This window comes from Actinokineospora sp. NBRC 105648, from assembly GCF_030269645.1.
In the GTDB taxonomy this organism is placed as follows: domain Bacteria; phylum Actinomycetota; class Actinomycetes; order Mycobacteriales; family Pseudonocardiaceae; genus Actinokineospora.
Window position 1 is genome coordinate 163,756 of sequence record NZ_BSTR01000005.1, and the last position, 23,163, is coordinate 186,918.

The window sequence follows — 23,163 nt, forward strand, 5'->3', positions numbered from 1 at the left end:
GTTCCTTGATGCGAACATGCACCTAAACAGCACCCGGGTAGTCGGCTCCAAATTTTTCGATCAACTGATAGAGTCTGGACTTGCTCAATTTTCCGGCTTCGAGAAGTTCCGATATCTCAATCCTGGCTTTCCATCCCGCGATGAGGTTCTTTTGATGGGACTCTATTGCCTCGCGATGGGCCACCCCCATAGCAAGCCGCCTCTTGACGGCTTCCATCTCATCCACCTTTGCTTGCTCAAAAGCATCCTTAGCATCTCTAACAGCTTGGGCCGACTCTAGAATCCGTCGAATATGACGGCCCTTTTCGTTTAGCTCGTCCACGCCCTGACACACCTCCGCAGCGTCGCTAGCATACAGGGCATCGTTTCATAGATGATGCCGACAAGCTAACGCGGAGAAGTTGGGCTGATGCATCCGCAATGGCCAATTGAAGATCGTCTTCGTTACCCTGTGGACGACGACATGGGCCATGCCCGATTGGCCACCGTTGGGATGCCGAGGTCCAAGCAGGTGATCGGCGCGCGTCGTTGTGTGAGGACGTCAGTGCGGTGCTTGGTTGGGTACGTCAGGCTCGTGGGCCGTCGAAGGGCCGACGAGCTCAAGAAGTCGTAGTGCCTTACTCGTTGCGTCCAGGGTTCGAGCGGTGCTGATGGCGTTGTTGCGTTCCGTCAGGGCGCGGTCCGTCCAGTCGTCGATGAGGCTGTCCGCGACGCCGAGGATCACCTTTGGTCCCAGTTCCCAGAGGACGGCGTTGACGGCAAGGCAGGCGATGGCGAGGTCGTCGATGTCGACCGCCCACCAGCTGACCGTGGCCGGGTCGCGGCCGGCTGCGCGCATGGCCTCGGCCGTCGAGCGGAGGAAGCCGCCAGTTCCGGCGGTTGGCTCGAGGACGGACTCACCCTCCTGCGGCGGGCCGAGCAGTTGGACCATCAGGTCGGTGACTGAGCGCGGGGTGTAGTACTGGCCGCGGGCCGCTGTTGCCCGGCCTGAGCGCAGGGTGGTGAGAACGACGCCGAACAGGTCGGTCTCGCGTCGGCGGCGATTGCCGGTGAGGTGGAGTTGACCCGATCGGACGGCGGCGTCTGAGACTTGCTTGGCAGCTTCCAAGACCGGGCCGTCGATAGGGTCCTTGCCGTGCCACGGTTCGATCAGGGGCCATGCGCGAGGGGCTAGATCGGGCCTTGCCCGCACGAAAATCGCCCATTGCAGCCGGGCGAACTCGACGAACTTCTGCGCGTCGCCCTTCAGGAGGTGTGCCTCGGCGAAGGCGAGAGCCTCGTCGCCGTCGGGTGCGATGAGGGCCAGAATCGCCAGTACCGAGACCGCGATCTCGATGCGTTCGGAGCCGTAGGCACGGTGCCATGCTTCGGCCACCGCCTCGGCGATCTTCTGGGAGTGCTCGGCCGGATCGGTCGGGAAGACCGCGGCCTTCCGCTTGTGTGGTTGCTTTTGCGAATTCATGATGGAGTTCCTCCGAGGGGGTATGAGTCGACGGGAGAGGCTGACGACCGCGGCCTGGATCGTCAGGGTTGGTGGCACTCGCCCATCCAGGCGCGGTGGCCTGCGATGGCGAGGTCGGCTTGGCGGTCGCGCCAGTCGGGCATGAACGCTGCTACCTGCCACCTCCAGGTCGGTCCGTGTGGCCGTCCACCAGGGCGAGTGGCGTGAGCGAGTTCGTGGACGAGGACGTACTCGATGACCTCGATCGGCAGCCCGAACAGGGGCCAGTGGAGGGTGACCAGGTGCTTGGCGTGGTTGTAGATGCCCCACCGGCGGCGGCCTAGGTCGCGGACCTCGTACCGGAGCTGCTGGATGCCACCACGCAGCTCGTAGGGAAGGCCGTGTTCACGAGCCCAGGCCAGGCCGTGCTCGCGGTAGAGGCCGATGACTGCCCGCCGCATCACCTCCGGCTGGGCGCGCCGTACCTGGAGGCTCTGCCTGCCAGAAGGCAGGGGATCCCGCTGGATGCAGGCGGCCGGTCCACCTTCCACCAGGCGGAGGTCGTACTGGGTGCCGAGTAGATCGAACCGTTCGCCGTCGACCCACCGCTTCACGGTGAAGGCTGGGGCGAGGTGGGCGGCGCGGTCGACGTTGGTCGTGAGCCAGGCGCGTTGCCTGCGGACGTAGTCGGCGACCTTGCCCGGGTCGGTGCCGGGCGGGATAAGGACCGTGACTACGCCACCGGGCTGGACTTCGATGGCCAGCAGGCGGCGCCGGGGCCGGATGGCCACCGTGATGGTCCACTCGGCGGGTAGGCCGAGCTCGGCGATGGCGACCTCGTAGACGTCCTGTTCAGTCATCGTGGACCTCGTGCTCTATCCAAGGTCGTCACTGACCATACGGTCGACGCACGGGCGGTCATCGGATGCCCGACCCGTACTCGATCTGTGCGACGGCGCTGATGGCGCGTGCCTCGCCTGTGCGAAGCAGTTCGTTGGTCCCGGCCGACTGCGTGGAGGTAATCGGACCGGGGACGGCGTAAACCCGTCTGCCCAACACGCGACCAACGCGCGCAACGGCTAGTGCACCGCTGCGTGATGCTGCTTCGACAACGACGTTGGCGGCGCCGAGAGCTGCCAAAAGCCTGCCTCGGGCAACAATTCGAGCACGGGTCGCGATAGCGCCGATCGGGTACTCGCTGATGAGCAGACCACCGGCCTGGACGATCTGGTCGAACAGCCCGCTATGTGACATCGGAAAAGCCATATCGACTCCGCTGGGTAAGACCGCGATCGTCGGCCCGTCCGCGGCCACCGCACCCCGGTGGGCGGAACCGTCGACACCGTGGCTGCCGCCGCTGATCACGGTCACGCCTGCGCGAGTCAGGTCGTAGGCGAAGTCGGCGGCCACGGTCTCTCCGTAGCTGGTGGAGGACCGCGCGCCAACAATGGACACGGTTGCCGGGGTGAGTGCGGCCAGTGGGGTCCTGCCGCGGATCCAGAGGCCGAGAGGTGCACCTACACCAACCTGAGACAGTCCGGCAAGGAGCCCGTGCGGCCAGTCGGGATCTTCCGGGGTCAACAAGGCGGCGGCTCCGGTGTCGAGCGCGTCCAAGTCGAGGTCCAGGCGGGGATCGGGCCGGACGATCTCAGCGAGCACTGCGGGCGGTGCGGCTCCGGCTCGGATGCGTTCGACAGCCGTCACGGGGCCGTGAGCCGTGACGAAGGCGTGGACCGCCGGGGCGGGAGGTTCAGCCGCACGGAGCAGGTAGATGCGGGCGCGGCGGTCATCGGTGATGGGGTTGGTCATGGCGTGATCCAGTTCAGTGAGAGTGACGGGGATGGATTCGCGTAGCGCGAAGCCGCCGAGACGGGAGCTCGAACGCGGACGGCGGTCGTATGGATGGGCGGCCGTACGTTGGGACGCAGGGGTTCAAGTGGACAGAGGCGGGGGCTGCTACCAGCGGCCGTATTCCCGCTTCCATCTCCTGTCGACGCTCCCGGCGAGCTCCGCGCGCACGTCCTCGACGCTCTGGGCGTGCTTGGCTGCCAACGCGGCAAGGATGAGTTCGGCGTCGTGCTCGCACTCGGCGATCAACGCTTGACGGTCGGTACTCCCGGTCGCTCGCAGGTAACGGGCGTAGGCGACGACGTCGGCATACGCGCGGCGCGCGGACACCTCGGTGCGGATCGTCCCGTCACGCTTGGTCCGCAGGGGACCGCCATCGGGCGCGGTGATGGCTTTGACTGCGTTGGCCGTCGCGCGAGCGGCCTTCTCGGCGAGCCGGGCGACCTGTTCCGGGGTCTTGATCCGAGTGGGACGGCGCAGCACGTCAACCGGTGCGCTGGGGTAGCACTCAGTGCAAGCCTTCTCCCCGGCTTCACCGACGATGTAGTCCTCGTCTGCTCCCGAGAGGTCGGTAATCCAGTAGAATTCGGTGGTCGGGTAGCACGTGCGGCACTGCATTGTCCTGTGGACATGGCCGTTCGTGTTGTTCACCAGGTATGCGCGGGTCCATCCGCCTCGCCGCGTGAACTCGGCTTCGAGCGGTTCGGACTCCTTGAGGCACCTTGCGATGGTGGCTTTCGCGGCCACAACGTCGGGATCAGCCTTGCCGGGTTCGTCGGCGTAGCCCAGTTTTGCCCGACGCTTACGTCGCGTTTGCACACGGGCAATCGCGGCGAAAGCCTCGTCGACCAGCTTGAGGATACGTGCTAGTTCGGTGTCGATCTCGGTTGGAGTGGCGGAGATCAAGTCGTTGGCGTCGAGCATTGCACAACCTTCTGACATGTTGATACGGACAGGGTATCGATCGAGGGGCAAATCGTGAAACACGTTCCGACGGCCCGCTGATGACATTGCATATTTGACCCGCCTACGTAGCCAATTGGGTCAACGCCACCGCACGGACGACACCAACGCGCTCCACAGGCGGTCAGTGAACCCGGGCCCCGCGTGAACTGTCGTCCAGGTCACGGTGTCGTGGTAGGGATGCACCCACGGGTCGACGTCACTCAGCCAAACCGACAGCGAAAAGGGTCCGCGATCACTGGAAGGACTTTGCAGGCCATTCTTTTCCAGCCAGTCGGCAGCATCCCGCAGGGTGCGAAACTGAAGAGTCTCGGAGTCTTCTGCATCGGTCGGCCGCTCATCGCCGATGATGCAACCATCATCGGCGGTTTCCCAAGGGCCGTACACGGTGGTGTAGGTTTCGATCGTATACGGGCCGTACTCTGCAACCGCCCAGGTCAGAAGTGCCGCCAACTCTGCGATCGCGTCCGGTGCGTAGGTGCCCGACGTTGACTCTCGGCGGAGTTGGGCGATCAGTCGCGACGGACTGAGCACACAGCCGGTCTGAGCGAAGTAGGTCATACAGTCGTCCGCGGGTGATGGTGAGATGTACCCGGCCATAGCGCGCCGAGCGTGATCGCGAGTCATGACGTTCATCCGGGCCTCCTGACAACGCGCGGGATGCAAGAATTGAGGAACGAAAGGGTGGTTGCCGAATCGATCAGGACAGACCGGGAAGGGTTGCGCTGTCAACCCAGAGGGAAAATGCGTCCTGAATCGCCATTCGACTGGCGTTGCGTCGGGTGTATTCGAGCCACGCCCAGGCCCAGCCGTCCGGCACCGGTGCGGAACGCCCACCGGCCGCACGTGTGGCATCGACGTACCCCCACTGGTACGCCACGGCATTGGCGAAAGAGATGATCTCTTGATTTGTTGTCGGTGACGCGACCGCGTACAGGCGAGTAGTCACGGGATTGCCTTCCTGAGTGATATCACCCGAGTACGGGCGCCGATGCGAGATTCTGATGTCGTCTAGTACGGCAGCAGCCATTTGCTAGCTGACCTGGGTGATCTCGATGTTGCGGGCGAGTCTGGCACGTTTGTGGAACCAGCGTGATCGTGCTTGGTGTGTGCGGCGCCAGTTGACCCAGTGGTCGGTATGGCCGGGTGGTCGGAGTGTGGTGGTGTCGTCGATCAGGCGTTTGATCTCGGGGACGGTGAAGGGGATCTGTCCGGGATCGGTGGGTGGGGGTTGGTCCGGGTGGACTGGTTCGGGTGCTTGATTGTCGGTGCGGTCGCGCAGCAGTGCGGCCGTGACGGCGCAGACCGCGAGGGCTGCGCAGACGAGCACGGTGTGCCGCGCGATCGCGGTGTAGAGCCGGACCTGGGACTGATCCAGGCCGAAGCAGTCCTTGCCGAACTCGAATCCTTCCTCGACGGGCCAGCGCAGCCCCGCGGCGCGGATCAGCCGCGTCTTGGTCAGCGGTCGACCTTCGGGCACGAAGCAGTGGTGGAAGGCCAACTCGTTGGTGCGTAGATGTTTGCGGATGAGAAGGTGGTGTCGGGGTGAGGCGGTGGCGATCCATGCCCACGCGTACCACCGGTCGCCTTTGGAGCCCTTGCCGGCAGAGCGGATCTCCCACTGCCGCTCGTGTTTGAGCAGCGTCTTCACGGCCTCGGCCGCCGAGAGCACCGTGCCGCCGGGCAGGGTGATCGGGAAGTTCTTCGCCACCCGCAGCACGTATGCCTGCTCGTCGGCCTCGAAGTGGGCCCGCAATTCGGGGCAGCTGCCGTACACCTCGTCCCCGCAGTAGAAATCAGGCCGGATCCCGTCGGCGGCCGCGGTCACGCAGATGTCGATGGCCAGCTGTCCCTTGGTGCGGAACTCCAGATCCGCAGGCAGGCCCGAGCGCAGTGACCGCACCGGGTCGGTGACGTGCTCCTCGGGGATCCACTGCCGGAACCCGATCAACGCGTGCCCGGTGCCTTCACGCACGTAGGACAGGTGCACCGTGTTGATCCCGTTCTCCACCCGCCCCGCGCAGCCCATATGCTGCCGTTTGACACCCGTCGTGGCGTCACCTTTCTTCTGCTGTCCGGTCTCGTCCAGCGCCCCGATCACCAGCTTCCCGCGCTGGCGCCCGCCCTTGCGAGCAGCCTCCGCCAGCCCGGACACCGCGAATCGCCGGACCTCGGCCATCGCCTCGCTCTCATCCCACACCGCCCGGTTCAGCAGCCGCTGCGTCCGGTTCGGTGTGCGGTCCCCGACATGTTCGGCAACGGTCCAGCCATTCCGCTTCGGCAGCTCGCTCATCATCGCCCGCATGTACTTACGGGCCTGCACGAACGGCTCGATCCGACGGAAACACCGCCGCAACCGCTCGGTCAACTCACCCAAGTTCCGCTCAGCCAACCCAGCACCTATCCTGACATCGGCAGCCGCCCGCGATCCTGTAGTTCTCACAAGCACATGATCAACAGGCGGCTGCCCCGCCTCGAACACCGACCCCCAGCCACACATCCCCGCAGGTCACAACCCGAATGGCTGCTGCCGTACTAGACGGTGTTCGTGGTGGCGACTTGCACAGACATCATTGATGCGAGATCGAAAACGGCGAGCTGGTTGTATCGGACCGCGAGCGACCAAGCTTCAGCTAGCGTGGACACCACAGCCGACACGTCCAGGTAGACCGAACCGCTGTCAGGGTCACGCCAGCCGCCCAAAACTCGACCCGGTCGAGCGAGCGTGTCCGCGACGTCCGCCACGTACTCGATCAGATCACCGGCGGTGACCCGATTCGTGAAGATGCGTTCGTGTTCAGGGTGGATCGCTACCGCGTACCCGATGCGAAGGTCCGCACCAGTGCGGGGGTCAATGGAGAACCCTCCGTCGGGGACGGATAGGGCATCCGACAAAGAGAGCAGTCGGACTGACCATTCAGTGATCAGCATCATGGTTCCTTGCCAATCGTCGTACTCGTACAAGGGGGGCACGCCGCTACTGCCCATCGGGCACTCCGGCATCACATTGCTACTGTCGCGCGTAGCTCTAGCTACTGCCCGAACTATGCAGGGCCTCGAGTTTGGCGATACTCAGACCGTTTGTCTGTCAACGTTCGCGGGGCCAACGTGCTCTGACCCCACTATCGGCCTCGAACTTCTGACCTCTTGTTCGCTGAGTCTAGTCTAGCAGTCTAGACTAGACTTTCTCTATAGACTGCAATGGTTTACCGATTCAGAAGAGCGCAAAATGAAATCCCGACTTGTTGACGTCGCGCAACAACTCGACCGGGATGCTGAAGACTCCGCCAATCAGCATTTCGCCAGGTCGTCATTCCATTAGAGAAGCTCGAAGAGGTGAGCGACAAAAGGGATTGGAAATGTTCAGAGTCAAGAATGCAAACACGCAAAGGTTTCGGACAGACGAATATCAGACGCATGGATCTACCAGAGTAGACGCGATTTGCAATTCAAATGACTTGGAGACTGGCCGGGCCAGACCGTCTGCTATATCTGCCTGTCGGCAGGCCAGTCGGAGCTGCCGCGGGTAGGTCTCCCTCGCGTGCTGAGCTGGGACAACGCCGGGATCGCCTTGTACTCGTCTAGCGAGCAGATGGGCAGGTAGCGGGATCGGTAGGTAGGCAGGCAGGTGGGCGGGAGGACGCAAGGACGGCCGCCCACACGCCACACTTGTTCACTCGAAGGAGTTGAGTTGCGTGCGTTGGCCACGGATGGAGGGGCACCGGCACCGCGTCGCTGTTAAGGGTGGTCTGGTGAGATCTACAATCGCTCTCTTCGACCGCAACGGGGAGGACAGTGTGCTTGACCGACCGCACCCATGAAAGATCGGTGTTTGCAGCATAGTCTTGACCGGCCAGAACGCTAGAGGGGATTCATGGCGGGCGTGATCACGACCGGGGATGACAACGACCTTCAACACCTACGGGACCTACTCCACTGGGTGAGTCAGGAGTGGGAGCCGGACGTCTTGGTGGCATTGTCGGGAGGGCCATTGCGTTACGTGGCTTTGCTGGATGCTATCCGGTCGCGCACGATTGTCGATGGTTGGAATGGGCGTCACCGACGAGTCATAGCCGACAGCACCTTGAATCGCACCCTGCGGAGGATGGAGCGAGACAGCCTGGTCGGCAGGACGCGCGATGAAAGTGTCTTCCCGCCGATGGCGTCGTATCACCTGACACCGATCGCGCAGCAACTCCTGGAGGTGCTCCGTCCGGCTATCAACTGGATCGGTCAGAACCACGGCATGATCGAACGGGTGCAGCGAAGTCGGCGGGAGGGCACGTCGCAGGCGCCGTCGGACGATGCGTAGCCAAGTCGTAGATCAGGATGCCGTCATGAGGGGTGCCCACGAGTCTGGGGGCGGGTTAGCCGGAGGGACTCTTCCAAGGCCACTGTGGAGCGTGATGGCACTTCGCCGATCTCGGCGAGCGTGGTGGTGAGAAGTGCCAGTGTGCGCGGGATGGCGTGATGGTGACCGGTTTGAGCTTGGACTCGCATGATGTCCTCGTAGACCGCCTCGTTGTAGGGGTCCATGCCGCGGATCTGCTCAAGCACAACCAGCTTCTGGTCCTCGTGGACGGTGCCTTCGTTCGCCACCAAGGCGCCAAGGGCGTCCAGAACGTCGCGGCGCAGTTTCTCCCGCGGCGCATCCAGCCAAGTGCTGATCAGACCGTCGCCCAGCTCGAAGCCACGGTGGATGGTGGTGATCGCGCGCAGTGCCTCCTGTTGGTTGTGGCTGCGTCGGACATCCTGCAGCGCGTCTTCGAGCTGCCAGAGGTCGACCGATACCAAGTCGGGGTTGAGGCCGTAGTGCCCATCAACGTTGACCACCAAGTCGCCGACGGCGTCTCCGGCGGCTCTGCGAACGGCGCGGCGCAGTTGCGACAGCGTGGCGTGGAAGGAGTTATAGGGGCGGTCAGGCGGGGCGTCCGGCCAGATCGCCGCAGCGAGCGTTTCGCGCCGTGCTCCGCCACGCTTCAGGGCCAGGTAGACGAGGACTTCCCGTTGCTTCGGAGCGATGCCATCGATGAGGTCGATCTGCCCGTCCGGACCGCGGTGGTGAAGGTGCGCTCGGCCCAGGACAGCTAGCTCCAGTGGGAGGACCTCGCGAGGACTCTTGTCGGAGTCGTTGGTTGGTGGTTGCTCCAGTTCAGTGGGCGCCGATGGCTCATTGGGTGCGATGGCAGGCGGTGCATGCGGAATGTCAACGTGGACCTTCGGGGGGTGGGTCACCGCGTCGGCAGGTACTCGGCGCCCAGGGTCGTTGACGTTGTGCCCAGGGAGCTCGAACCCTTCCGGGTCAACTGCGGCGGTGATGTGCTCGTCATCGACTAGGGGGCTGCTCGTGGTGCCGTGGGTGTCGGGGTGAGGTGGGAAGACTCGGTCGGCCGGGTCGGTGGCTTCGCCGAGCAGGGCGAGCAGGCCGGCCGCATCGTCGGCAGGAAGGGTGAACAGTCGGGTGCCCGCGAGCATGTCGGCCAAGTCCGGGCTGGTGGCGCTGACGGTGCCGTCGGCTCGGACACGTACCGTGCCGCCTGCCCTCCACTGTCCGAACAGAACTCCGGCCAGACCAAGTGCGGAGCCGTTGTCGATGATCGCCTGCAACCGACGGTCCGCGTGCGGTGTCGGAGTCGCGACCAACACCATGGCGGTCGGTGCAGAGGATGTGTCGAACTGGCGGGCACGGGTGAGCAGTTCGGCCTCCAGCACGTCGAGAGCGGAGTCGAGGTCCTCGGTCACACGCAGTTCGCTGGGCCACCTCTCGGGAGCCGTGTGCCGACCGAACAAGGCGAGGGCATCGGCCCTTGGTACGACGACCACGGTGTCGTTGTGCTGGTTGGCCGCAAGCAGACCCACCACGAGGGCGCGGCCTGCGGTCACAGCCCCGGGACCGACTAGGCCGAGGCCACGCGCGCGGGCCAGATCAACCGCGACCGCGTCGCTCTGGCGAACTCCGACGATGGTGCTCGCGTCGCTGGGCAGCAGCCTGGTCGCGGTCACACCGGCGCGGCGTCGTAGGTCGTCGGCCGGAGAGGTGACTCGATCGGGGTAGATGAGATCGCCGTCGTCGTCGCGCGGGAGAGTGGCGTGGTCGTAGGCGATCCGCAGCGAGCGCACGATCGGGGCGATAGTGTGTTCATCTCGGATCCCGCTGCCGGGGCGGTACTGGCGGCGTCGGCGAAGTCGCACGGTGACCAGGGTCGTGGTGATCAGCGCAGCGAGGGCCAGCCCGACGTGGGCGCCCGTTTCGACTGAGATTCCCGTGCCCGGGTGCGGGACACCCGGTCGAATGGCAACCGGCTGCTGGTGTTCGGTGGACCTAGGCGCATTCGACTCCGAGGTGCTCCGCGGACTCGTCGTGGGCGCCGGCGGGGTGCTCGGCGGTGCCGTGGTTGGGGTGGGCGGCTGATCGGTGTGCTGCCCCTGCTCCTCTGGTTCGGGGTCAGTCGCCGCCGGTGGTGGATCAGAAGGCGCCGGTAGCTCGAACGTCCATCCAGGACGGATGTGGTTGGGATTGTGAAAAACCCGTCCGTCGACCTGGGTATGACCGCGGTTGCGCTCCCAGATCTCTGGCCAGCGGGCGCCGTTGCCCAGCTCGCGGGCGGCGATGCGCCACAGGCTGTCGTACACCCCACCGGAGGGCGCACGAACAACCGCGGTGCCCGGCGCCGCGACAAGCGGTCTCGGCTCGGCCTCCGGCACCTTCTGGCTGGCGAAGGCTAGGGGGCGCACCGATGGTCCGGGTACGAGCGAGACCGCCGCGGCCGTCGACGCGACAGGGCGATCGCTGGTAGGGGCCGCCGGGGCAAACACCGGCGTGCGGTGGCCGATGACCGAGAACACGATCGCGCCGACCAACACTCCTGCCACAGCACGCAGCGGGCCGGTGTGGATCTCGGGCCACTGCGCCAGCCTTGCGGCGTCGACCCCCGACGCCACGACGTCCCAGGTGAATCTGGCCCAGACCGGCCACAAGACGCAGGTCAGGACGTTGAGGAGGAACGAGGTGCTCATCGGGCTCAGCAACGTTGCCTGGATCTCGTCCCAGCGTGGCACGTGGTCGGGCAGTGGCCACCCGATGTAGTGGATCAGGCCCCACGGGATCCCGACGACGAGCGTGGCCAACACGGCGGTGGCGCCAAGCCCTTGGACCAGACGGCCGAGCACGCGTGCCAGCACCGCGACGGCGCCTAGCGGCCACGAGCGGATCGAGTTTGGGTCTGCAGCGAGACGTCCCATCGCGCATCGGCCTCTACGGTGCCGACGCGGCGATGCCGCGCGCAGGTTGGGCGCTGCCGGTGCTGCTCACCTGGATGGTGTCGACACCGACGAGGCGCAGCAGCTGGGTGGACTCGGTGGCCGTGACGGTGACGGTGACCGTGGTGTCGTCAACTGCGACGGTGCCTGATGCGCCAGCCGCGTTCAGGTAGTCGAAGGCCAGTTGGCGTGCCTGGTCTGGCACAAGACGCACTCTGCCGTCCGCGCGGTACGCGGTCAGGTCCAGTGCTTGCGCACCGGCACGCGCCGCCTCTTGCGCCTGACCCAGTGCTCGGGACTTCGCGCTGAGGGCAAGGCCACCATCCAGTACGAGGCCCCCGAACATCAGCACCGCGGTCGCGATCACCACGACGAAGACCGTGACCTGGCCGCGCTCGTCATCGGCCGCGCCGCGTGCCCGGGCACCGGCTCGCCGCAGTGCAGCGGCCAACGCTGAGGTGGACGAGGTGTTCATGGCACCTGCCCTTCCGCGACGATCGGCGGGCCACCTCGGTGGACGTCGACCACGCTGGAGAAGCTGTCGCGCAGGTCAGTGCTGCCGGGGAGTCCGAGCAAGGACAGGTCCGAGAGGCCGACCGTGCAGGTGATCGTGACGGTGACAGTCGAGCCGGGCTGCAGGCCCAGGGTGTCGACGTTCACCGCGAGGGATTGGCAGGTCACGCCGGCGTTGGCCAGCGCGGTCTGTGCGGTGGAGCGGGCGTCGCTGGCTGCGGCGGCCGGTGTGCGGGCCAAGGATGCGGCGCGGGCGGCTTGATGGGCAGCGTCGGTGATCTGCTGGCTGGTGGAGGCCATCCGACCGCAGAACACCACGAAAAGCAGCATCGCGATCAGCAAGGGCGCGATGATCACCAACTCGACCGTGGCCGATCCTCGTTCGTCACGAACGAGGGAGCCGACTTGCCCGACGGCAGGGGTCGATGTCCGCCACCGAAGAGGTGCGGAGGCCTTCACGGTCCACCTCCTGAAGCCGCAGGGCGGAATACCTCCACTGGTCCAGCGGCCTCCGCGCGCACCGACAGGTGCAAGAACGGCACCACGGGGCTAGCGGTGCCGGTTACGGCCACCGACACACCGTTGGCGCCGCGACGTACCTCGACCTGGATGTCGTGCAGCGGTCCGCGGCCGAGGTGATCGAGCACTTGGTCCGCTTCGGTCTGCCCGGCGTGGGCAGTGCCGCCTTGGACTCGCGCTGCGGAAAGCGCCTCCGCCGCCGCGGCTTGGGCGATGTGGTTCGCGTGGGACCAGACTGCGAACTGCGCGATCGACAGGACGATCATCAGCAGGAACGGCATGATCACGACCAACTCGACCGTGGTCGAACCGCGCTTATCGCGCAACAGCTCTCGGACTCGATCCAGGGCTGGATGCGGGGCGCCCGCTGGTACCTGGGTCGTCCGAACCACAGGTTGTCTTACGGGCTGAACTTCACCTTGCTGATCGCCGTCATGATGTTGGGCCCCCAGATGGCGATCACCGCGATCGCGATCGCGGCCAGTCCGGCGATCCAGATGATGTTCTCGGTGGTGGTGCCGCGCTCGTCGCGGGCCAAGACCCGCAACTTGTCCTGGGCGGTCGACCACAGACTGAACAGCAGTGTCAACACGGATGATCTCCTCCTCGTACGCCACACTTTCCCGATGTGTCCCGGGTAGACGGTTGGTTGTCATAGCGATGCCGTGATCTGAGCCATCGCCGGATAGAAGACGAAGACGACGAAGCCCAGCGCCATGACCGCGGCGGGCAGGCTCATCCGCTCGGTTGCCGAGTTGGCCTCGGCCTCAGCCTCTGCACCGCCTTTCGATCGCAGTGCCGCGGCTTTGGCCGCCAGGCTGGCGCGAACCTTGGCGCCCTCGGTACCGGCAAGGGACAGGGCCGCGGCGAGTTCAGTGAGCTCGGCGATGTCGAGCTCCTCGCCGAGCTGGGCGAGGGTCGACCAAGGCGTGGTCTTGGTGAGCCGCGCGACGTTGAGTGCCCGGCGCAGCTGCGCGAACGACCATCCCGTCCCGACTGCCGCTGCATCCGACAGGGCGCCGTCCACACCGGCGCCTCCGGCGAGGAAGATGTCGATGAGGTCCAGGAATGCCGACAGGGAGTGCCGGAAGGTCGCTCGTCTGCGCGCTGCCTCGCGGCGGACGACGAGGTCGAAGCCGATGAATGCCACTACAGCCAGCCCCAGGCTGCTGAGCAGGGACATCATCCAGGGCAGTGGCCTGCCGCCCAGCGTCAGCACCAAGTCGAGTCCGAGGGGCAGAAACAGCCCGGTCAAGGCGAGAGCGGCCTGGTCGGCGAGATGGGCGTCGGTCGCCCGCCCGGTGACGGCGAGATCCTTGCGCACCGCAGCGGTGGGTAGTCCTGTTAGCCGAAGGACGCTGACGAAAGGGCGGCCGAGTCGTGTTGCCCAGCCTCGTTCCTCGGTGGCCAGGATCGGAGGCGGGGCAGGTCGGCTGTCGAGGTGGGTGAGCAGAGTTGCCAGTGGTGGCCGCCGCGGCACGGCGTACACGGCCAGCGCCCACAGGCCGAAGCCTGCACCGGCCGACAGCAGGACGATGATGGTTACGTCGTTCATGTCCGGCCTTCCTCGTGGGCGGCGAGATCGCGGGTGGCGTCGAAGTTGGTCAGAATCCGTTCTGGTTCCTCGATGTGTGCCATGCGGCGCAGCCATCCGAACGCGACGACGAACAACGCGCCGATGAGCAGCAGGACCACTTGGCCGCCCGCGGTGCTGTAGGGGGCGAGGAACTTCGGGTTGAACACGATCAAGCCACCGGCGAAGACGGCGAAGGTGATCACGACGACTCGTAGGGTGGTGCGGGTTCGAGCACGACCGGTCTCCACCCTGCGGCGCATCTCGACCCGGTCGCGGGCGATGTCGGCCAGACGACCCAGTAGCGCCGCCAGTTGGCGGGCTTGGCGTTCGGCTGCGGCGATCAGGGCATTGATCACCAAGTCGGCGGTCGGGTCGTTGAGGTCGTCGGCAAGCCGGCGCAGGGACGGTGCCAGCCGGTCGCCGCTCTCGACGCGGGCGGAGACCTCCAGGATCTGTGCGCGGATCGGCGTCGGCGCGACTCGAGCGGTCGCGATGATCGCCTGCTCCAGGCCGGCCGCAGCGGCCAGGGTGTCGCGCAGCATCTCGGTCCAGCCCGCGACTGCCTCGATGCGATCGATGTGGCGATGGCGCGCTGGGTCCGAACCGACCAGCCGGGGCAGGGCCCACGCGGCTAGGGCCGTGAGCAACGCCCCGACGATCCAGCCGGTGAGCACACCAACGCCGAGTCCCATCGCACCGGCTATCGCGAGTCGTCGGCCGGTGTGCTGGCCGCGGTAGCGGACACGCCACCTCGTGCGCCAGGTCGGTGTCGCAAACGCTTCCTTAGCGCTGGTGTCGCCGCGCCACCAGCGGACGAGCAGCACGAGGCCTAGGCCGGTGCCGAGTCCGAGAAGCCCGTACAGCGCTGTGGGGTTGTTCATGGTCGCCATCCGCTGGTGCCTCGGTCGGCCAAGTCCGAGTTGTAGCCGGCGTCGATGAGTTCGTCGAGCGTGTCGGTGCGCATCGGGTGCCCTGGGACCGCGCGCAGGTCGGGGCCGGGCTGGAAGATCTCGTTGGACACGATCTGGCGTTCGTCGGCGTCGACTACCTCGCGGATCGAGGACACCACGCGAGTCGAGCCTTCGCCGCGGGACCAGGCCAGGTGCACCACGAAGTGCAGGGCGCTGGCCGTGAGCAGGTTGATCGCCTCCAGGGTCAACCGCTCCGGTCCCTGGAACGCATAGGCGGCGAGTTTGGTGAATGCGCCGTGGCTGGTGCTGCTGTGGATGGTTCCCATGGAGCCGTCGTTGCCCATGGACATCGCATTGAGCAGCGGCAGTACCTCCGGCCCACGAACCTCGCCGACGCATACCCGGTCCGGTGACATCCGCAGGCTCTGCCACACCAGGTCGGACTGGGTGACTGCCCCCTGGCCCTCGATGTTGGCTTCCCTGGCCTGCAGCGCGACCACGTCCGGGTGAGCGGCCTCGTTGTCGTCCAGGCCCAGTTCGAGTACGTCCTCGATGGTCACCAGTCGCTCCCACGGCGGGATCGCCGAGGCCAGCGCCCGCAACATGGTGGTCTTGCCGACCGCGGTCCCGCCGCTGATCAGAACGTTCTTCTTCGCCCGCACGATCGCGGTCAACAACGACTCCAACCCCTCCGTGAGTGAGCCTTTCCTGCGCAGCTCGGCGAGAGTGGCCTGGGCGAACCGGTGCCGGCGGATCGAGACCGACGGCCGCGCGGTCACCGCCATCACCGCGGAGACTCGTGCGCCACCGGGAAGTTGGAAGTTGACGATGGGGCTGCCGCGGTCGAAGCGGCGCTCCTCCATCCCGGACCGCGCGGCCAAGTCGCGGATCAGCTCGACAAGTTCGGCGTCAGAACCCGAGACGGCGGCGAGCCGATCGCGCTTTCCGTTGGCGTACTTGACGAACACGCGGTCACCCGTGATGTTGATGTTCTCGATCCCTTGGTCGGCCAACAGTGGCTCCAGGCCGGCCAGTCCGAAGATCTCGTTGAGGACCTGGTCGATGAGACTCCCTTCGACCTCCGGCGGGACTACGCTGCCGCCACGGCTGAGCTCGGTCTGGGTATGGGCTTCGGCGGCATCGGCCAGGATCGCCTCGGCGAAAGCCCGCCGCTGTGCCGGTGTCATGGCAGGACGTTGGGCGTCCTCGTCTTCACGGATGCGGTTGGACAGCCCCGTGGAGAGTTCTTGGCGCAGGTACGTGCGCAGCCGCTGCGTCGGTGAGATCTCCGGTGTGGCGATGACCTCCACCGGCGCGGGCGTCGGCAGTGCTTGCTGCTGCCACAACGGCACTCGATCATCGGCCGCAGACGTGCCGCGTGCATGAGGATTCGTCATAACCGGGCACCGCTTTCGTTGTCAGCAGCGAAGGTTGGCTCGTCCGAAGAAGGGCCTGGCGAAGCCAGCCGCGGCATGTGTGCTGTGGTCGGACTCGGCTCGGCGTATTGGCTGACGAGTTGGGCGGCTATCCGAGCAGCAGCTCGACCGAGACTCGACTTGGCCGGGCTGCGCCCACGGCCCGGCCGGCCGGCCAACGCCGCCGCGTCCTTGTCCTCGTGAGGAATCCGACCCATCACGTTGACACCAAGGGCACGTTCGATCTCGCTGGTCGGGTAGCCCTCGCCCACGACGACCAGGCCGGGTCGGCGGCCCCACCGAGCCACAGAACGCAGCTTGCCGGACACGTGGGCGAGCTGGTCGTCGCGGGCTCGGGTGACGAGCAGCATTGCGTCGGCCGATCGGATGATGGACATGGCCGGGGAGTCCGGGTCGACCCGCCCGCAGTCGGCGATCACCACGGTGTCCGGCGTGTCCGCGGCAGCTCGCATGGCTGAGGTTTGCTGCTGTGCCAGCTCGACCAACGTGGCTCTGGCCTGTTCCGCGCCGACAGGACCCACGACTACCCGCAGTCCGCCGGGCAGCTCCTGCGTGTGCTGCTGCAGCAAGCCGGGATCGCTGCTGCGGCGGCCCGCGGCGGCCAGGCTCACCAGGCCCGGCGCCTGCTCCAGCCGGTACCGCGCCACGAGGTCTCCCCCAGCGGGATCGCACTCGACAACGATCGGCTGCGGACCCTCTGGCCAACGAGCTGCCAACGCCAGCGCCAGAGTGGTGACACCGGGCGAACCCTTGAGCGAGAACACCACGACCAGCATCAGCGCTCGCCCCCGTTCACCGCGAGCAAGGTGATCTGCCCTGCTGGAACCGACGCAAGCCCGCGAGCATCCGCTTCGTTCAACAGCAAGGCGACCACCGTGTTCTGGTCGTTGGGCTTGGACTGCACGTCGGTGACGGTCGCCGACCACGACAACGGTGCGGAGGGTGCCGTTCCCCCGGTGGCGTTCGTCCCCGGAATGACGATCACCGCAACGCGGGTTCCTTGTGACAGGTCTGGAGGGAACTGACCTGGTTTCACTGCCACGGCCACCACTGCCTGCCCCTGAGGAGGAACTCGCGGTGTGCCGAGCACGGCGCGTGTCAGCAATGCTCCGGTGGGCAGGCTGAAGGCAATCGGCTGACCAACCACGGTGGGCAACTCGTCCGCGGGGATGGCGCCCAGGTCGTTTCCCTTGGCCAGGCTCGACTGGAGAATGTCCTGAGAGGACAATACGTGCCCGACCGTGACCGGGCCGGCCAAGACCAACACCTGCTCCCGGTCGCCCACCGTTGTACCGACCACGACCCCAGCCGCGGTGCAGGCCAGCACCAGCAGCACCCCAAGCAGCAGATAGGGGACCTTGCGGCGGCGGGCGGCGGTTGTCAGCCGGGGCGCGCTGAGCTTCCCGCCTCGATCGCTCCACGAACGGGGCAACTGCTTGGCACGGCCGTTGGCCGCGTGGTCGGAGTTCGTTGTCGTGGTCACCGGTTGTCCACCTCCAGGCATGGCTGTCGCGTGCCACGTCGTTCGGAGCAAGATCCGCGACGCGGGTGAGGGTGATCTGTTCTGTGGTTGTCGTCCGTCTCGGACCCGAAGCGGGCCGAGGCGGGCGCTGTTCAGCGGCCCCCGGTGGCCAAGGCTTGCGACTCGGCGACTCGGAACGCAGCGGTCGAGGTGGTGGTCATGTCCGGGAACGCCCCGGACTGGCCGGCACCGGACCAAGTCACCGTCCAGTGCACGGTCGCCGCCACGGCGAACGCCTGGCTGGGCTGCCCAGCCGAGGAGGAACGGTAGGTGTGGCCGCACTGAGGTGAGCTACTGCCAGGATCGGTACCCGCAGGGAACGCCACACCAGGTCCGGTGCACGTGACCGTGGACCCGTCACCCATCGACCACGACACACCAGTCGGCCGCGCCACAGCGGTCACCGACACACCCGGTACCGCGGCTGTGGCCGAGACGTCCTGCCATCCCGCCGGGTCCATCCAGAGCCAAGTGGGCAACACGACGAGTTGTTCTCCTGCCGGATTGGCGGCGATCGTCAGCGACGGCAACCTCAACTGGCTGCGTGCCTGCGCTGCGAGCTCAGCGGGCGAGGGCAACGGGGCCGCCGCGCCAGGCGGTGCGCCGTCCGGCATCCAGACCGGTGGCCGATAGAGGGCATCCCCGACACCTGGACCGGTGCACTTGTAGATGTACCAGGCACCAGGTTCCTGCCCCGGCTCCATCGCAAACACGGCGGTTGGCCGCGCCGCACCCTGCCGTCCCGCGGGGTGGTAGACAGCGGATTGCACGGTGGGCGCGCCTTTCGACGGCGGGATGTATGCCGTGTGCTGCACGGCGCCTGGCGGAGGCAGGTAGCCACTTCGCTCGTAGGAGCAGTTCGCCAGGTTCACGTCATCGAGAAGGGTGTCCCCCTCGTATCGACCCCGGCTGGGGTTGCCGTTCCCCTTCGCGCTCCCGTTTCCAGGCACGCGATCCTGAGCTCGGCGATCCGGTCCCCCGGGCTGACTACCTGTTCCTGCACCGAGTTCGCACCCCGGATAGGGGTACTGGTCGCAGTTCACCGTGCCCCAACCGTTGTCCGCGGACGCCGGAACAGCGCAGGCCAGTCCGACCACGGCCGAGAATCCCAGGACAACAGCCCCTTTGCTGATCAACTGCATGACCCCACCCCTCTGACCGCGAACCGAGTCACCCGCCACACCCCGTCCGCCTGCTTCTTCACTTCAGCCGTGATCGCCTGCCTGCCCCCGGGCTTGTCGTCGGACAACTGCCCATCCGCCTTTCGGTACTTCAACCAACCGGTCGAGTCCCCACAGTCACCGATCATCACCGTCACCGGATCCACCGCCGGGTCCACCGAGGTCACCTGCGGGTAGTTCTTCGGCGCACCTTTGGTGATCAAGCCATTCACGCTGTCCGCGTACATGCCGCGCGAGATCGCGGACAACGCATCCCCCGTGGCGTACTGCGATAGCAACGGCGACTGCCAATCCGACGTCGTGGCCGCCTCCGTCATGTTCTGCCACATGCCCACATACGAGCGCACGGCCCGATCCTTGGCAGCGTCCGCAGGAGACACAGGCTGGACTGACGTCGCACTGGGCAATGTCGAACCGGCTCGGCTAGCAACCGGATCACCAGCACTTCCCGCCATGTCCTGAGTGCACGACGTGAGAAAGATTCCTGCCAACACCACGACTGCGGCGGCACGGCGATGACCGTGACGCAGCGTGTTGCCGTCCGTTCCCACAATCCCATCCCCCATCTGCCAACCAGGTCGCCCCCGACCTCGACACGTGTACCCGACGTGCCCCGTCCTACTGCAAGGTGCAATAGGTCCAACACCAGAGTTGGAACGACGAACCCATCCCAAAAACCACCCGAAAGGACTAACGAGCAACAGGCCCGCACAACACTCATTGGGTGGTCAAATCTCACCTGAATGGGTAGCAACAGCTCACGATTGGCTGTCATTCTCTACAGCGAATTGAGCAAATGTCACTTGGAGTAGCGGCGATGGGTAGACCAGGAGTGTGGGAAATTGCCATTTGGGGGATCGTTGGGCTTGCCACCGGGGCGCTGCTCCGGCGGTTGACGGCGACCCCAGCACCTCCCGCTGTCCTCGAGGTCGCCACCGCAGCCCTCTTCGCCTCCCTGGCGTGGCGGATGGGGCCGGAGGCCCATCTGCTCGCCTACAGCGCACTCGGCGCAGTGTCGGTGCCCCTGGCCGCCAACGATCTAGCCGAGAGACGACTCCCCAATCGGTTGATCTTCCCGACCTACCCGACGCTGCTCATCCTCTTCGGCGTCGCCGCGGTCGTCGAGCACCAACCAGCGGCGTTCGTCCGCTCCTTGGTCGCGATGCTCGCCCTGCTGGTCTTCTACGGGGCGCCCTACCTCGCGAGAACCGGGTTGATCTCCGGAGGAGACGTCAAACTCAGCGGCCTGCTCGGCTTGGCGATGGGGTGGGCGGGGTGGCGGGTTGTGCTGACAGGCACCTTTCTGTGCTGGGTTCTTGCGCTCGCCTGCTGGGTAGTTCCTGCGGTGCTGCTAGCAACGTTTCGCTCCGCCGATCGAGTCACCAGTGGATCTTCCTCGGTCCCCTTGGGCCCCTTCCTGATCGGCGGGGCACTGATCGCCGTCTTCCTTAACTCATGGCTTTGACGTTCGCAGCTAAGCCGATCAGACCCGGCCTGCTCCACCTGCCGATGATCGCGACCGTGCAGTTCAAAGGCGACTTCACCCGATCGGCACGCCGCACGGCTCGCCGAAATTCCGCTGGTCACACCACACGCCGCTCCATGGCCGCCGCGCAGCCGCCCCACGGCCGCTCTGGTTCGCACGGCGCTATGCGCGTTTAGCTGTGCTGCGTGTCCTTAGCCGATCGGCCTACACGCTGCGGCTGGGGACATCCTCGCTGGTCCGGTCTCGACTCGGCTTGGCGTGGGCGGTGTCGCTCTATCGGGAGAAGAAGAGTTCAGGACAATCTCATAGGGGCTCGCTGACAATCGGAGCAGACAATGACAGTCTCCCAGCGATTCGCGGAACCGACGGTTTCGCGATACCCACAGACCAAGCTCGCTGTGATGCGTTTCCTCGTGCAGCTGGTGTGTCGACGGGTACGGAGCAGGACCACCCCCACCGCGCGAGGCGGTGACGCATGTTGATCGACCGCGAACCGTGGACGGTGCAGTGTCACGACGCTGTAGACCGGCCGCGGAGTCTGCTGGTGCACGTGCGTGGCTCGACGGTGGTGGTGACGGTGCCTCCTGGTGAGGTGGCCGCCCTCGGCCCGGCACAGGCCGAGGAGTTCCACTCCGTGCTCATCGCCGCCCGCAGGGAGGCCGGGGCGCCCGCGCCCGGTGCACCCGGCCAGTTCGAGAGCGCTTCGTCAGAGAGCATGGTGGAGCGGTACAGCGACGGTTCGCCTCCTTCCGTCGTGGGCCATGCCGCTTCACCGCCATGTTGCGGTGGGGCCACGGGTTCCAGCCGTGGTCCCACCGCGACCCCTGAACCGCAAGGTGCCGACGTATGCCGGTCGTGATCGTCGCGGCAGTTGCCCTGGTGCTGGTCGGATCGCTTCTGGCCGTTGCGTTTCGGGCGAGGCAGCGTGCTGAGCCTTCGGCCGCTGGCAGACATCGGCGTGAGCGGAGACAGCCTCCCTCCCCCGAACTGGCATATGCCATCTCCTCTGCGGGCCAGTTCGGTCTGGGCTTCATCCGGAAGAGCGAACAGGTTCCGTCGGACGCTAGATAGCGATCCGCAGCCTCCAGGGCGGCGACTGCCAACGATCCGTTGACTCGCCAGCGCCGCCCCGGTGTGTGGCGACCTGGTCGCGACCCCTCGATCCGCGGCGGGACCGGAGCTTCGTCCCATTCGACTCCGGTTCCGCCGTTCCATCCCTGATGAAGGAGCCATCGTGATCACGCCTGTCGCTGACGAGGCTGCCCAACGAGCGCTAGATCTACCGGACTACTACACCGAAATCCTGACGTGGCCGACCACCACGGAGGCGCTGACCGGCGTCACCGGTGTGCGCTTGGGCGAGGCCGTGGACGCCTTGTTTATGCGCGCCGGGTTCGCCTGCGAGGTCAACCACCTGCTCGTCCTATCGATGCTGCACGCTCCGGTCATCGCCATGCCCGGCGAGCCGACCACCTGGGTGTTCCTGACCCAGGCTCGGACCGTGATGCGCGAGTCCACCGTGGCCGAGCTGATGCGGCTCAAGGTCGAGTGGGAGCCGGTCGGCACCACGATGCCGCTGCCCTCCGCCGACGTACTCGAGAGCGAACCGCGGTGGCTCGTCCCACCGGACCCGGCCCGGGAGCTTCCGCCCTGGATGGCGGTCGTCGGTGCGGCCCGGCGGACGTCCTCGCTGTGCGGTGCGTGGTGAACACCCCGGACGCGTCGGCGGAGCACCGACACCCGCGGCACACGGTCGTCATCGCCTCCGGCGGACTCGACTCCACGGTGCTGGCGTACTGGCTCGCCGCGCGAGGTAGCCGGTTGACGTTGCTGTCGTTCGACTACGGCCAGCGGCACCGGGTCGAGGTGAACTACGCCCGCGGGATCGCCGAGCTGCTGGGCAGCCGACACGAGGTCATCGACCTGACCAGCCTGGGCGTCCTGTTGACGGGATCGGCGTTGACGAACGAGACCATGCCGGTTCCGGACGGGCACTACACCGACACGTCGATGGCCACGACCGTGGTGCCCAACCGCAACGCGGTCATGCTCGACATCGCCGTCTCCGTCGCGATCGCACTGCGGGCTGACGCGGTGGCGTTCGGCGCGCACGCAGGTGACCACACGATCTACCCGGACTGCACACCGACCTTCGTCGACCGCTTCAGCCGAAGCGTCGCCGCGGCCAACGACGGATTGCTCCCGGAAGGCTTCGAGGTCCTGGCCCCGTTCGTGTCGATGAGCAAGACCGACATCGTGCGCATCGGGACCGCCCTGGCGGTGCCGTTCGCGCGTACGTGGACCTGCTACCGCGGCCAAGACACGCACTGCGGGACCTGCGGCTCGTGCGTCGAGCGCCGGGAAGCGTTCCGCGACAACGACATCAACGACCCGACCGTCTACCAGAGCGCGTAGGAGGACCCATGCAGGACGGGAACGAGCGTGTGACTGGGCCTGGGCGGGGCCGTCTTTCCGTCGACCACAGCTCGCGCGTGCTGGTGTGCGAG

25 protein-coding genes are annotated in these 23,163 nt (G+C 66.2%); 4 read left to right on the forward strand and 21 right to left on the reverse strand.

Going from position 1 to position 23,163, the window contains the following annotated elements:
* Window positions 1–22: 22 nt before the first annotated feature.
* The 9 genes from QSK30_RS07350 to QSK30_RS07390 form a co-directional block, all read right to left on the reverse strand.
* Window positions 23–322, reverse strand: coding sequence for a hypothetical protein (locus tag QSK30_RS07350; protein ID WP_285500652.1), 300 nt, complete (start codon window positions 320–322; stop codon window positions 23–25).
* Between the two features lie 219 nt (window positions 323–541).
* Complete coding sequence (locus QSK30_RS07355) at window positions 542–1,462, reverse strand: N-6 DNA methylase (protein ID WP_285500653.1); 921 nt, start codon at window positions 1,460–1,462, stop codon at window positions 542–544.
* 62 nt (window positions 1,463–1,524) lie between these two features.
* Complete coding sequence (locus QSK30_RS07360; protein WP_285500654.1) at window positions 1,525–2,301, reverse strand: M48 family metallopeptidase; 777 nt, start codon at window positions 2,299–2,301, stop codon at window positions 1,525–1,527.
* A 58-nt stretch (window positions 2,302–2,359) separates the two neighbouring features.
* Window positions 2,360–3,250: a DNA-processing protein DprA gene (locus tag QSK30_RS07365; RefSeq protein WP_285500655.1), complete on the reverse strand. Its 891-nt coding sequence runs from the start codon at window positions 3,248–3,250 to the stop codon at window positions 2,360–2,362.
* A 147-nt stretch (window positions 3,251–3,397) separates the two neighbouring features.
* Window positions 3,398–4,213, reverse strand: coding sequence for a hypothetical protein (locus tag QSK30_RS07370; RefSeq protein WP_285500657.1), 816 nt, complete (start codon window positions 4,211–4,213; stop codon window positions 3,398–3,400).
* Between the two features lie 120 nt (window positions 4,214–4,333).
* Window positions 4,334–4,813 carry a hypothetical protein gene (locus QSK30_RS07375; RefSeq protein ID WP_285500658.1) on the reverse strand — a complete coding sequence of 160 codons (480 nt, stop codon included), beginning with the start codon at window positions 4,811–4,813 and terminating at the stop codon, window positions 4,334–4,336.
* A gap of 139 nt (window positions 4,814–4,952) precedes the next feature.
* Window positions 4,953–5,282: a hypothetical protein gene (locus tag QSK30_RS07380; RefSeq protein ID WP_285500660.1), complete on the reverse strand. Its 330-nt coding sequence runs from the start codon at window positions 5,280–5,282 to the stop codon at window positions 4,953–4,955.
* A 3-nt stretch (window positions 5,283–5,285) separates the two neighbouring features.
* Window positions 5,286–6,629, reverse strand: coding sequence for an IS701 family transposase (locus QSK30_RS07385; RefSeq protein ID WP_502871804.1), 1,344 nt, complete (start codon window positions 6,627–6,629; stop codon window positions 5,286–5,288).
* Window positions 6,630–6,787: 158 nt separating this feature from the next.
* The gene (locus QSK30_RS07390; protein WP_285500664.1) at window positions 6,788–7,216 is read right to left on the reverse strand and encodes a hypothetical protein; all 429 of its coding nucleotides are present in this window, start codon (window positions 7,214–7,216) and stop codon (window positions 6,788–6,790) included.
* A gap of 910 nt (window positions 7,217–8,126) precedes the next feature.
* Here QSK30_RS07390 and QSK30_RS07395 point away from each other — a divergent pair.
* Window positions 8,127–8,564 (forward strand): winged helix-turn-helix transcriptional regulator, encoded by a 438-nt coding sequence (locus QSK30_RS07395; protein ID WP_285500666.1) that lies wholly within the window; start codon window positions 8,127–8,129, stop codon window positions 8,562–8,564.
* A gap of 23 nt (window positions 8,565–8,587) precedes the next feature.
* Here the strand turns inward: QSK30_RS07395 and QSK30_RS07400 are convergent, their stop codons facing one another.
* The 11 genes from QSK30_RS07400 to QSK30_RS07450 form a co-directional block, all read right to left on the reverse strand.
* Window positions 8,588–11,434, reverse strand: coding sequence for an AfsR/SARP family transcriptional regulator (locus QSK30_RS07400; protein WP_285500668.1), 2,847 nt, complete (start codon window positions 11,432–11,434; stop codon window positions 8,588–8,590).
* A 73-nt stretch (window positions 11,435–11,507) separates the two neighbouring features.
* On the reverse strand, window positions 11,508–11,987 hold the full coding sequence (locus tag QSK30_RS07405) for a TadE/TadG family type IV pilus assembly protein (RefSeq protein WP_285500670.1): 480 nt from the start codon (window positions 11,985–11,987) through the stop codon (window positions 11,508–11,510).
* Window positions 11,984–12,484 carry a TadE/TadG family type IV pilus assembly protein gene (locus QSK30_RS07410; RefSeq protein WP_285500672.1) on the reverse strand — a complete coding sequence of 167 codons (501 nt, stop codon included), beginning with the start codon at window positions 12,482–12,484 and terminating at the stop codon, window positions 11,984–11,986. The genes QSK30_RS07405 and QSK30_RS07410 overlap by 4 nt, the downstream gene beginning before the upstream one ends.
* Window positions 12,481–12,936, reverse strand: coding sequence for a TadE/TadG family type IV pilus assembly protein (locus QSK30_RS07415; protein ID WP_285500674.1), 456 nt, complete (start codon window positions 12,934–12,936; stop codon window positions 12,481–12,483). Before QSK30_RS07415 ends, QSK30_RS07410 begins: the two co-directional genes overlap by 4 nt.
* An 8-nt stretch (window positions 12,937–12,944) precedes the next feature.
* Window positions 12,945–13,136, reverse strand: coding sequence for a hypothetical protein (locus QSK30_RS07420; protein WP_285500676.1), 192 nt, complete (start codon window positions 13,134–13,136; stop codon window positions 12,945–12,947).
* A 60-nt stretch (window positions 13,137–13,196) separates the two neighbouring features.
* Window positions 13,197–14,099, reverse strand: coding sequence for a type II secretion system F family protein (locus QSK30_RS07425; protein ID WP_285500679.1), 903 nt, complete (start codon window positions 14,097–14,099; stop codon window positions 13,197–13,199).
* Entirely contained in the window at window positions 14,096–15,010 is a 915-nt protein-coding gene (locus QSK30_RS07430; protein ID WP_285500682.1) for a type II secretion system F family protein, read from the reverse strand. Before QSK30_RS07430 ends, QSK30_RS07425 begins: the two co-directional genes overlap by 4 nt.
* Complete coding sequence (locus tag QSK30_RS07435; protein ID WP_285500684.1) at window positions 14,998–16,428, reverse strand: TadA family conjugal transfer-associated ATPase; 1,431 nt, start codon at window positions 16,426–16,428, stop codon at window positions 14,998–15,000. Before QSK30_RS07435 ends, QSK30_RS07430 begins: the two co-directional genes overlap by 13 nt.
* Window positions 16,425–17,243: a CpaE/TadZ family protein gene (locus QSK30_RS07440; protein ID WP_285500686.1), complete on the reverse strand. Its 819-nt coding sequence runs from the start codon at window positions 17,241–17,243 to the stop codon at window positions 16,425–16,427. The genes QSK30_RS07435 and QSK30_RS07440 overlap by 4 nt, the downstream gene beginning before the upstream one ends.
* Window positions 17,243–17,950 carry a hypothetical protein gene (locus QSK30_RS07445; protein ID WP_285500687.1) on the reverse strand — a complete coding sequence of 236 codons (708 nt, stop codon included), beginning with the start codon at window positions 17,948–17,950 and terminating at the stop codon, window positions 17,243–17,245. The genes QSK30_RS07440 and QSK30_RS07445 overlap by 1 nt, the downstream gene beginning before the upstream one ends.
* Before the next feature lie 1,171 nt (window positions 17,951–19,121).
* Complete coding sequence (locus QSK30_RS07450) at window positions 19,122–19,517, reverse strand: hypothetical protein (RefSeq protein ID WP_285500688.1); 396 nt, start codon at window positions 19,515–19,517, stop codon at window positions 19,122–19,124.
* Between the two features lie 665 nt (window positions 19,518–20,182).
* Here QSK30_RS07450 and QSK30_RS07455 point away from each other — a divergent pair.
* On the forward strand, window positions 20,183–20,635 hold the full coding sequence (locus QSK30_RS07455; RefSeq protein ID WP_285500689.1) for a prepilin peptidase: 453 nt from the start codon (window positions 20,183–20,185) through the stop codon (window positions 20,633–20,635).
* A gap of 531 nt (window positions 20,636–21,166) precedes the next feature.
* Here the strand turns inward: QSK30_RS07455 and QSK30_RS07460 are convergent.
* Window positions 21,167–21,373: a hypothetical protein gene (locus QSK30_RS07460; RefSeq protein ID WP_285500691.1), complete on the reverse strand. Its 207-nt coding sequence runs from the start codon at window positions 21,371–21,373 to the stop codon at window positions 21,167–21,169.
* Window positions 21,374–21,890: 517 nt separating this feature from the next.
* Here QSK30_RS07460 and QSK30_RS07465 point away from each other — a divergent pair.
* Together QSK30_RS07465 and queC are read left to right on the forward strand one after the other, a co-directional pair.
* Entirely contained in the window at window positions 21,891–22,364 is a 474-nt protein-coding gene (locus QSK30_RS07465) for a hypothetical protein (protein ID WP_285500692.1), read from the forward strand.
* Entirely contained in the window at window positions 22,361–23,071 is a 711-nt protein-coding gene (queC, locus tag QSK30_RS07470; protein WP_285500693.1) for a 7-cyano-7-deazaguanine synthase QueC, read from the forward strand. Before QSK30_RS07465 ends, queC begins: the two co-directional genes overlap by 4 nt.
* Window positions 23,072–23,163 lie beyond the last annotated feature (92 nt).

What these genes read in the sequence shown, in the direction of transcription:
- QSK30_RS07355 (WP_285500653.1), bottom strand. Translation starts at nt 1,462, where the DNA reads ATGAATTCGCAAAAGCAACCACACAAGCGGAAGGCCGCGGTCTTCCCG.
- QSK30_RS07360 (WP_285500654.1), bottom strand. Translation starts at nt 2,301, where the DNA reads ATGACTGAACAGGACGTCTACGAGGTCGCCATCGCCGAGCTCGGCCTA.
- QSK30_RS07405 (WP_285500670.1), bottom strand. Translation starts at nt 11,987, where the DNA reads ATGAACACCTCGTCCACCTCAGCGTTGGCCGCTGCACTGCGGCGAGCC.
- QSK30_RS07395 (WP_285500666.1), top strand. Translation starts at nt 8,127, where the DNA reads ATGGCGGGCGTGATCACGACCGGGGATGACAACGACCTTCAACACCTA.
- QSK30_RS07435 (WP_285500684.1), bottom strand. Translation starts at nt 16,428, where the DNA reads ATGACGAATCCTCATGCACGCGGCACGTCTGCGGCCGATGATCGAGTG.
- QSK30_RS07440 (WP_285500686.1), bottom strand. Translation starts at nt 17,243, where the DNA reads ATGCTGGTCGTGGTGTTCTCGCTCAAGGGTTCGCCCGGTGTCACCACT.
- QSK30_RS07425 (WP_285500679.1), bottom strand. Translation starts at nt 14,099, where the DNA reads ATGAACGACGTAACCATCATCGTCCTGCTGTCGGCCGGTGCAGGCTTC.
- QSK30_RS07380 (WP_285500660.1), bottom strand. Translation starts at nt 5,282, where the DNA reads ATGGCTGCTGCCGTACTAGACGACATCAGAATCTCGCATCGGCGCCCG.
- QSK30_RS07430 (WP_285500682.1), bottom strand. Translation starts at nt 15,010, where the DNA reads ATGGCGACCATGAACAACCCCACAGCGCTGTACGGGCTTCTCGGACTC.
- QSK30_RS07375 (WP_285500658.1), bottom strand. Translation starts at nt 4,813, where the DNA reads ATGACCTACTTCGCTCAGACCGGCTGTGTGCTCAGTCCGTCGCGACTG.
- QSK30_RS07365 (WP_285500655.1), bottom strand. Translation starts at nt 3,250, where the DNA reads ATGACCAACCCCATCACCGATGACCGCCGCGCCCGCATCTACCTGCTC.
- QSK30_RS07370 (WP_285500657.1), bottom strand. Translation starts at nt 4,213, where the DNA reads ATGCTCGACGCCAACGACTTGATCTCCGCCACTCCAACCGAGATCGAC.
- QSK30_RS07460 (WP_285500691.1), bottom strand. Translation starts at nt 21,373, where the DNA reads ATGCTCTCTGACGAAGCGCTCTCGAACTGGCCGGGTGCACCGGGCGCG.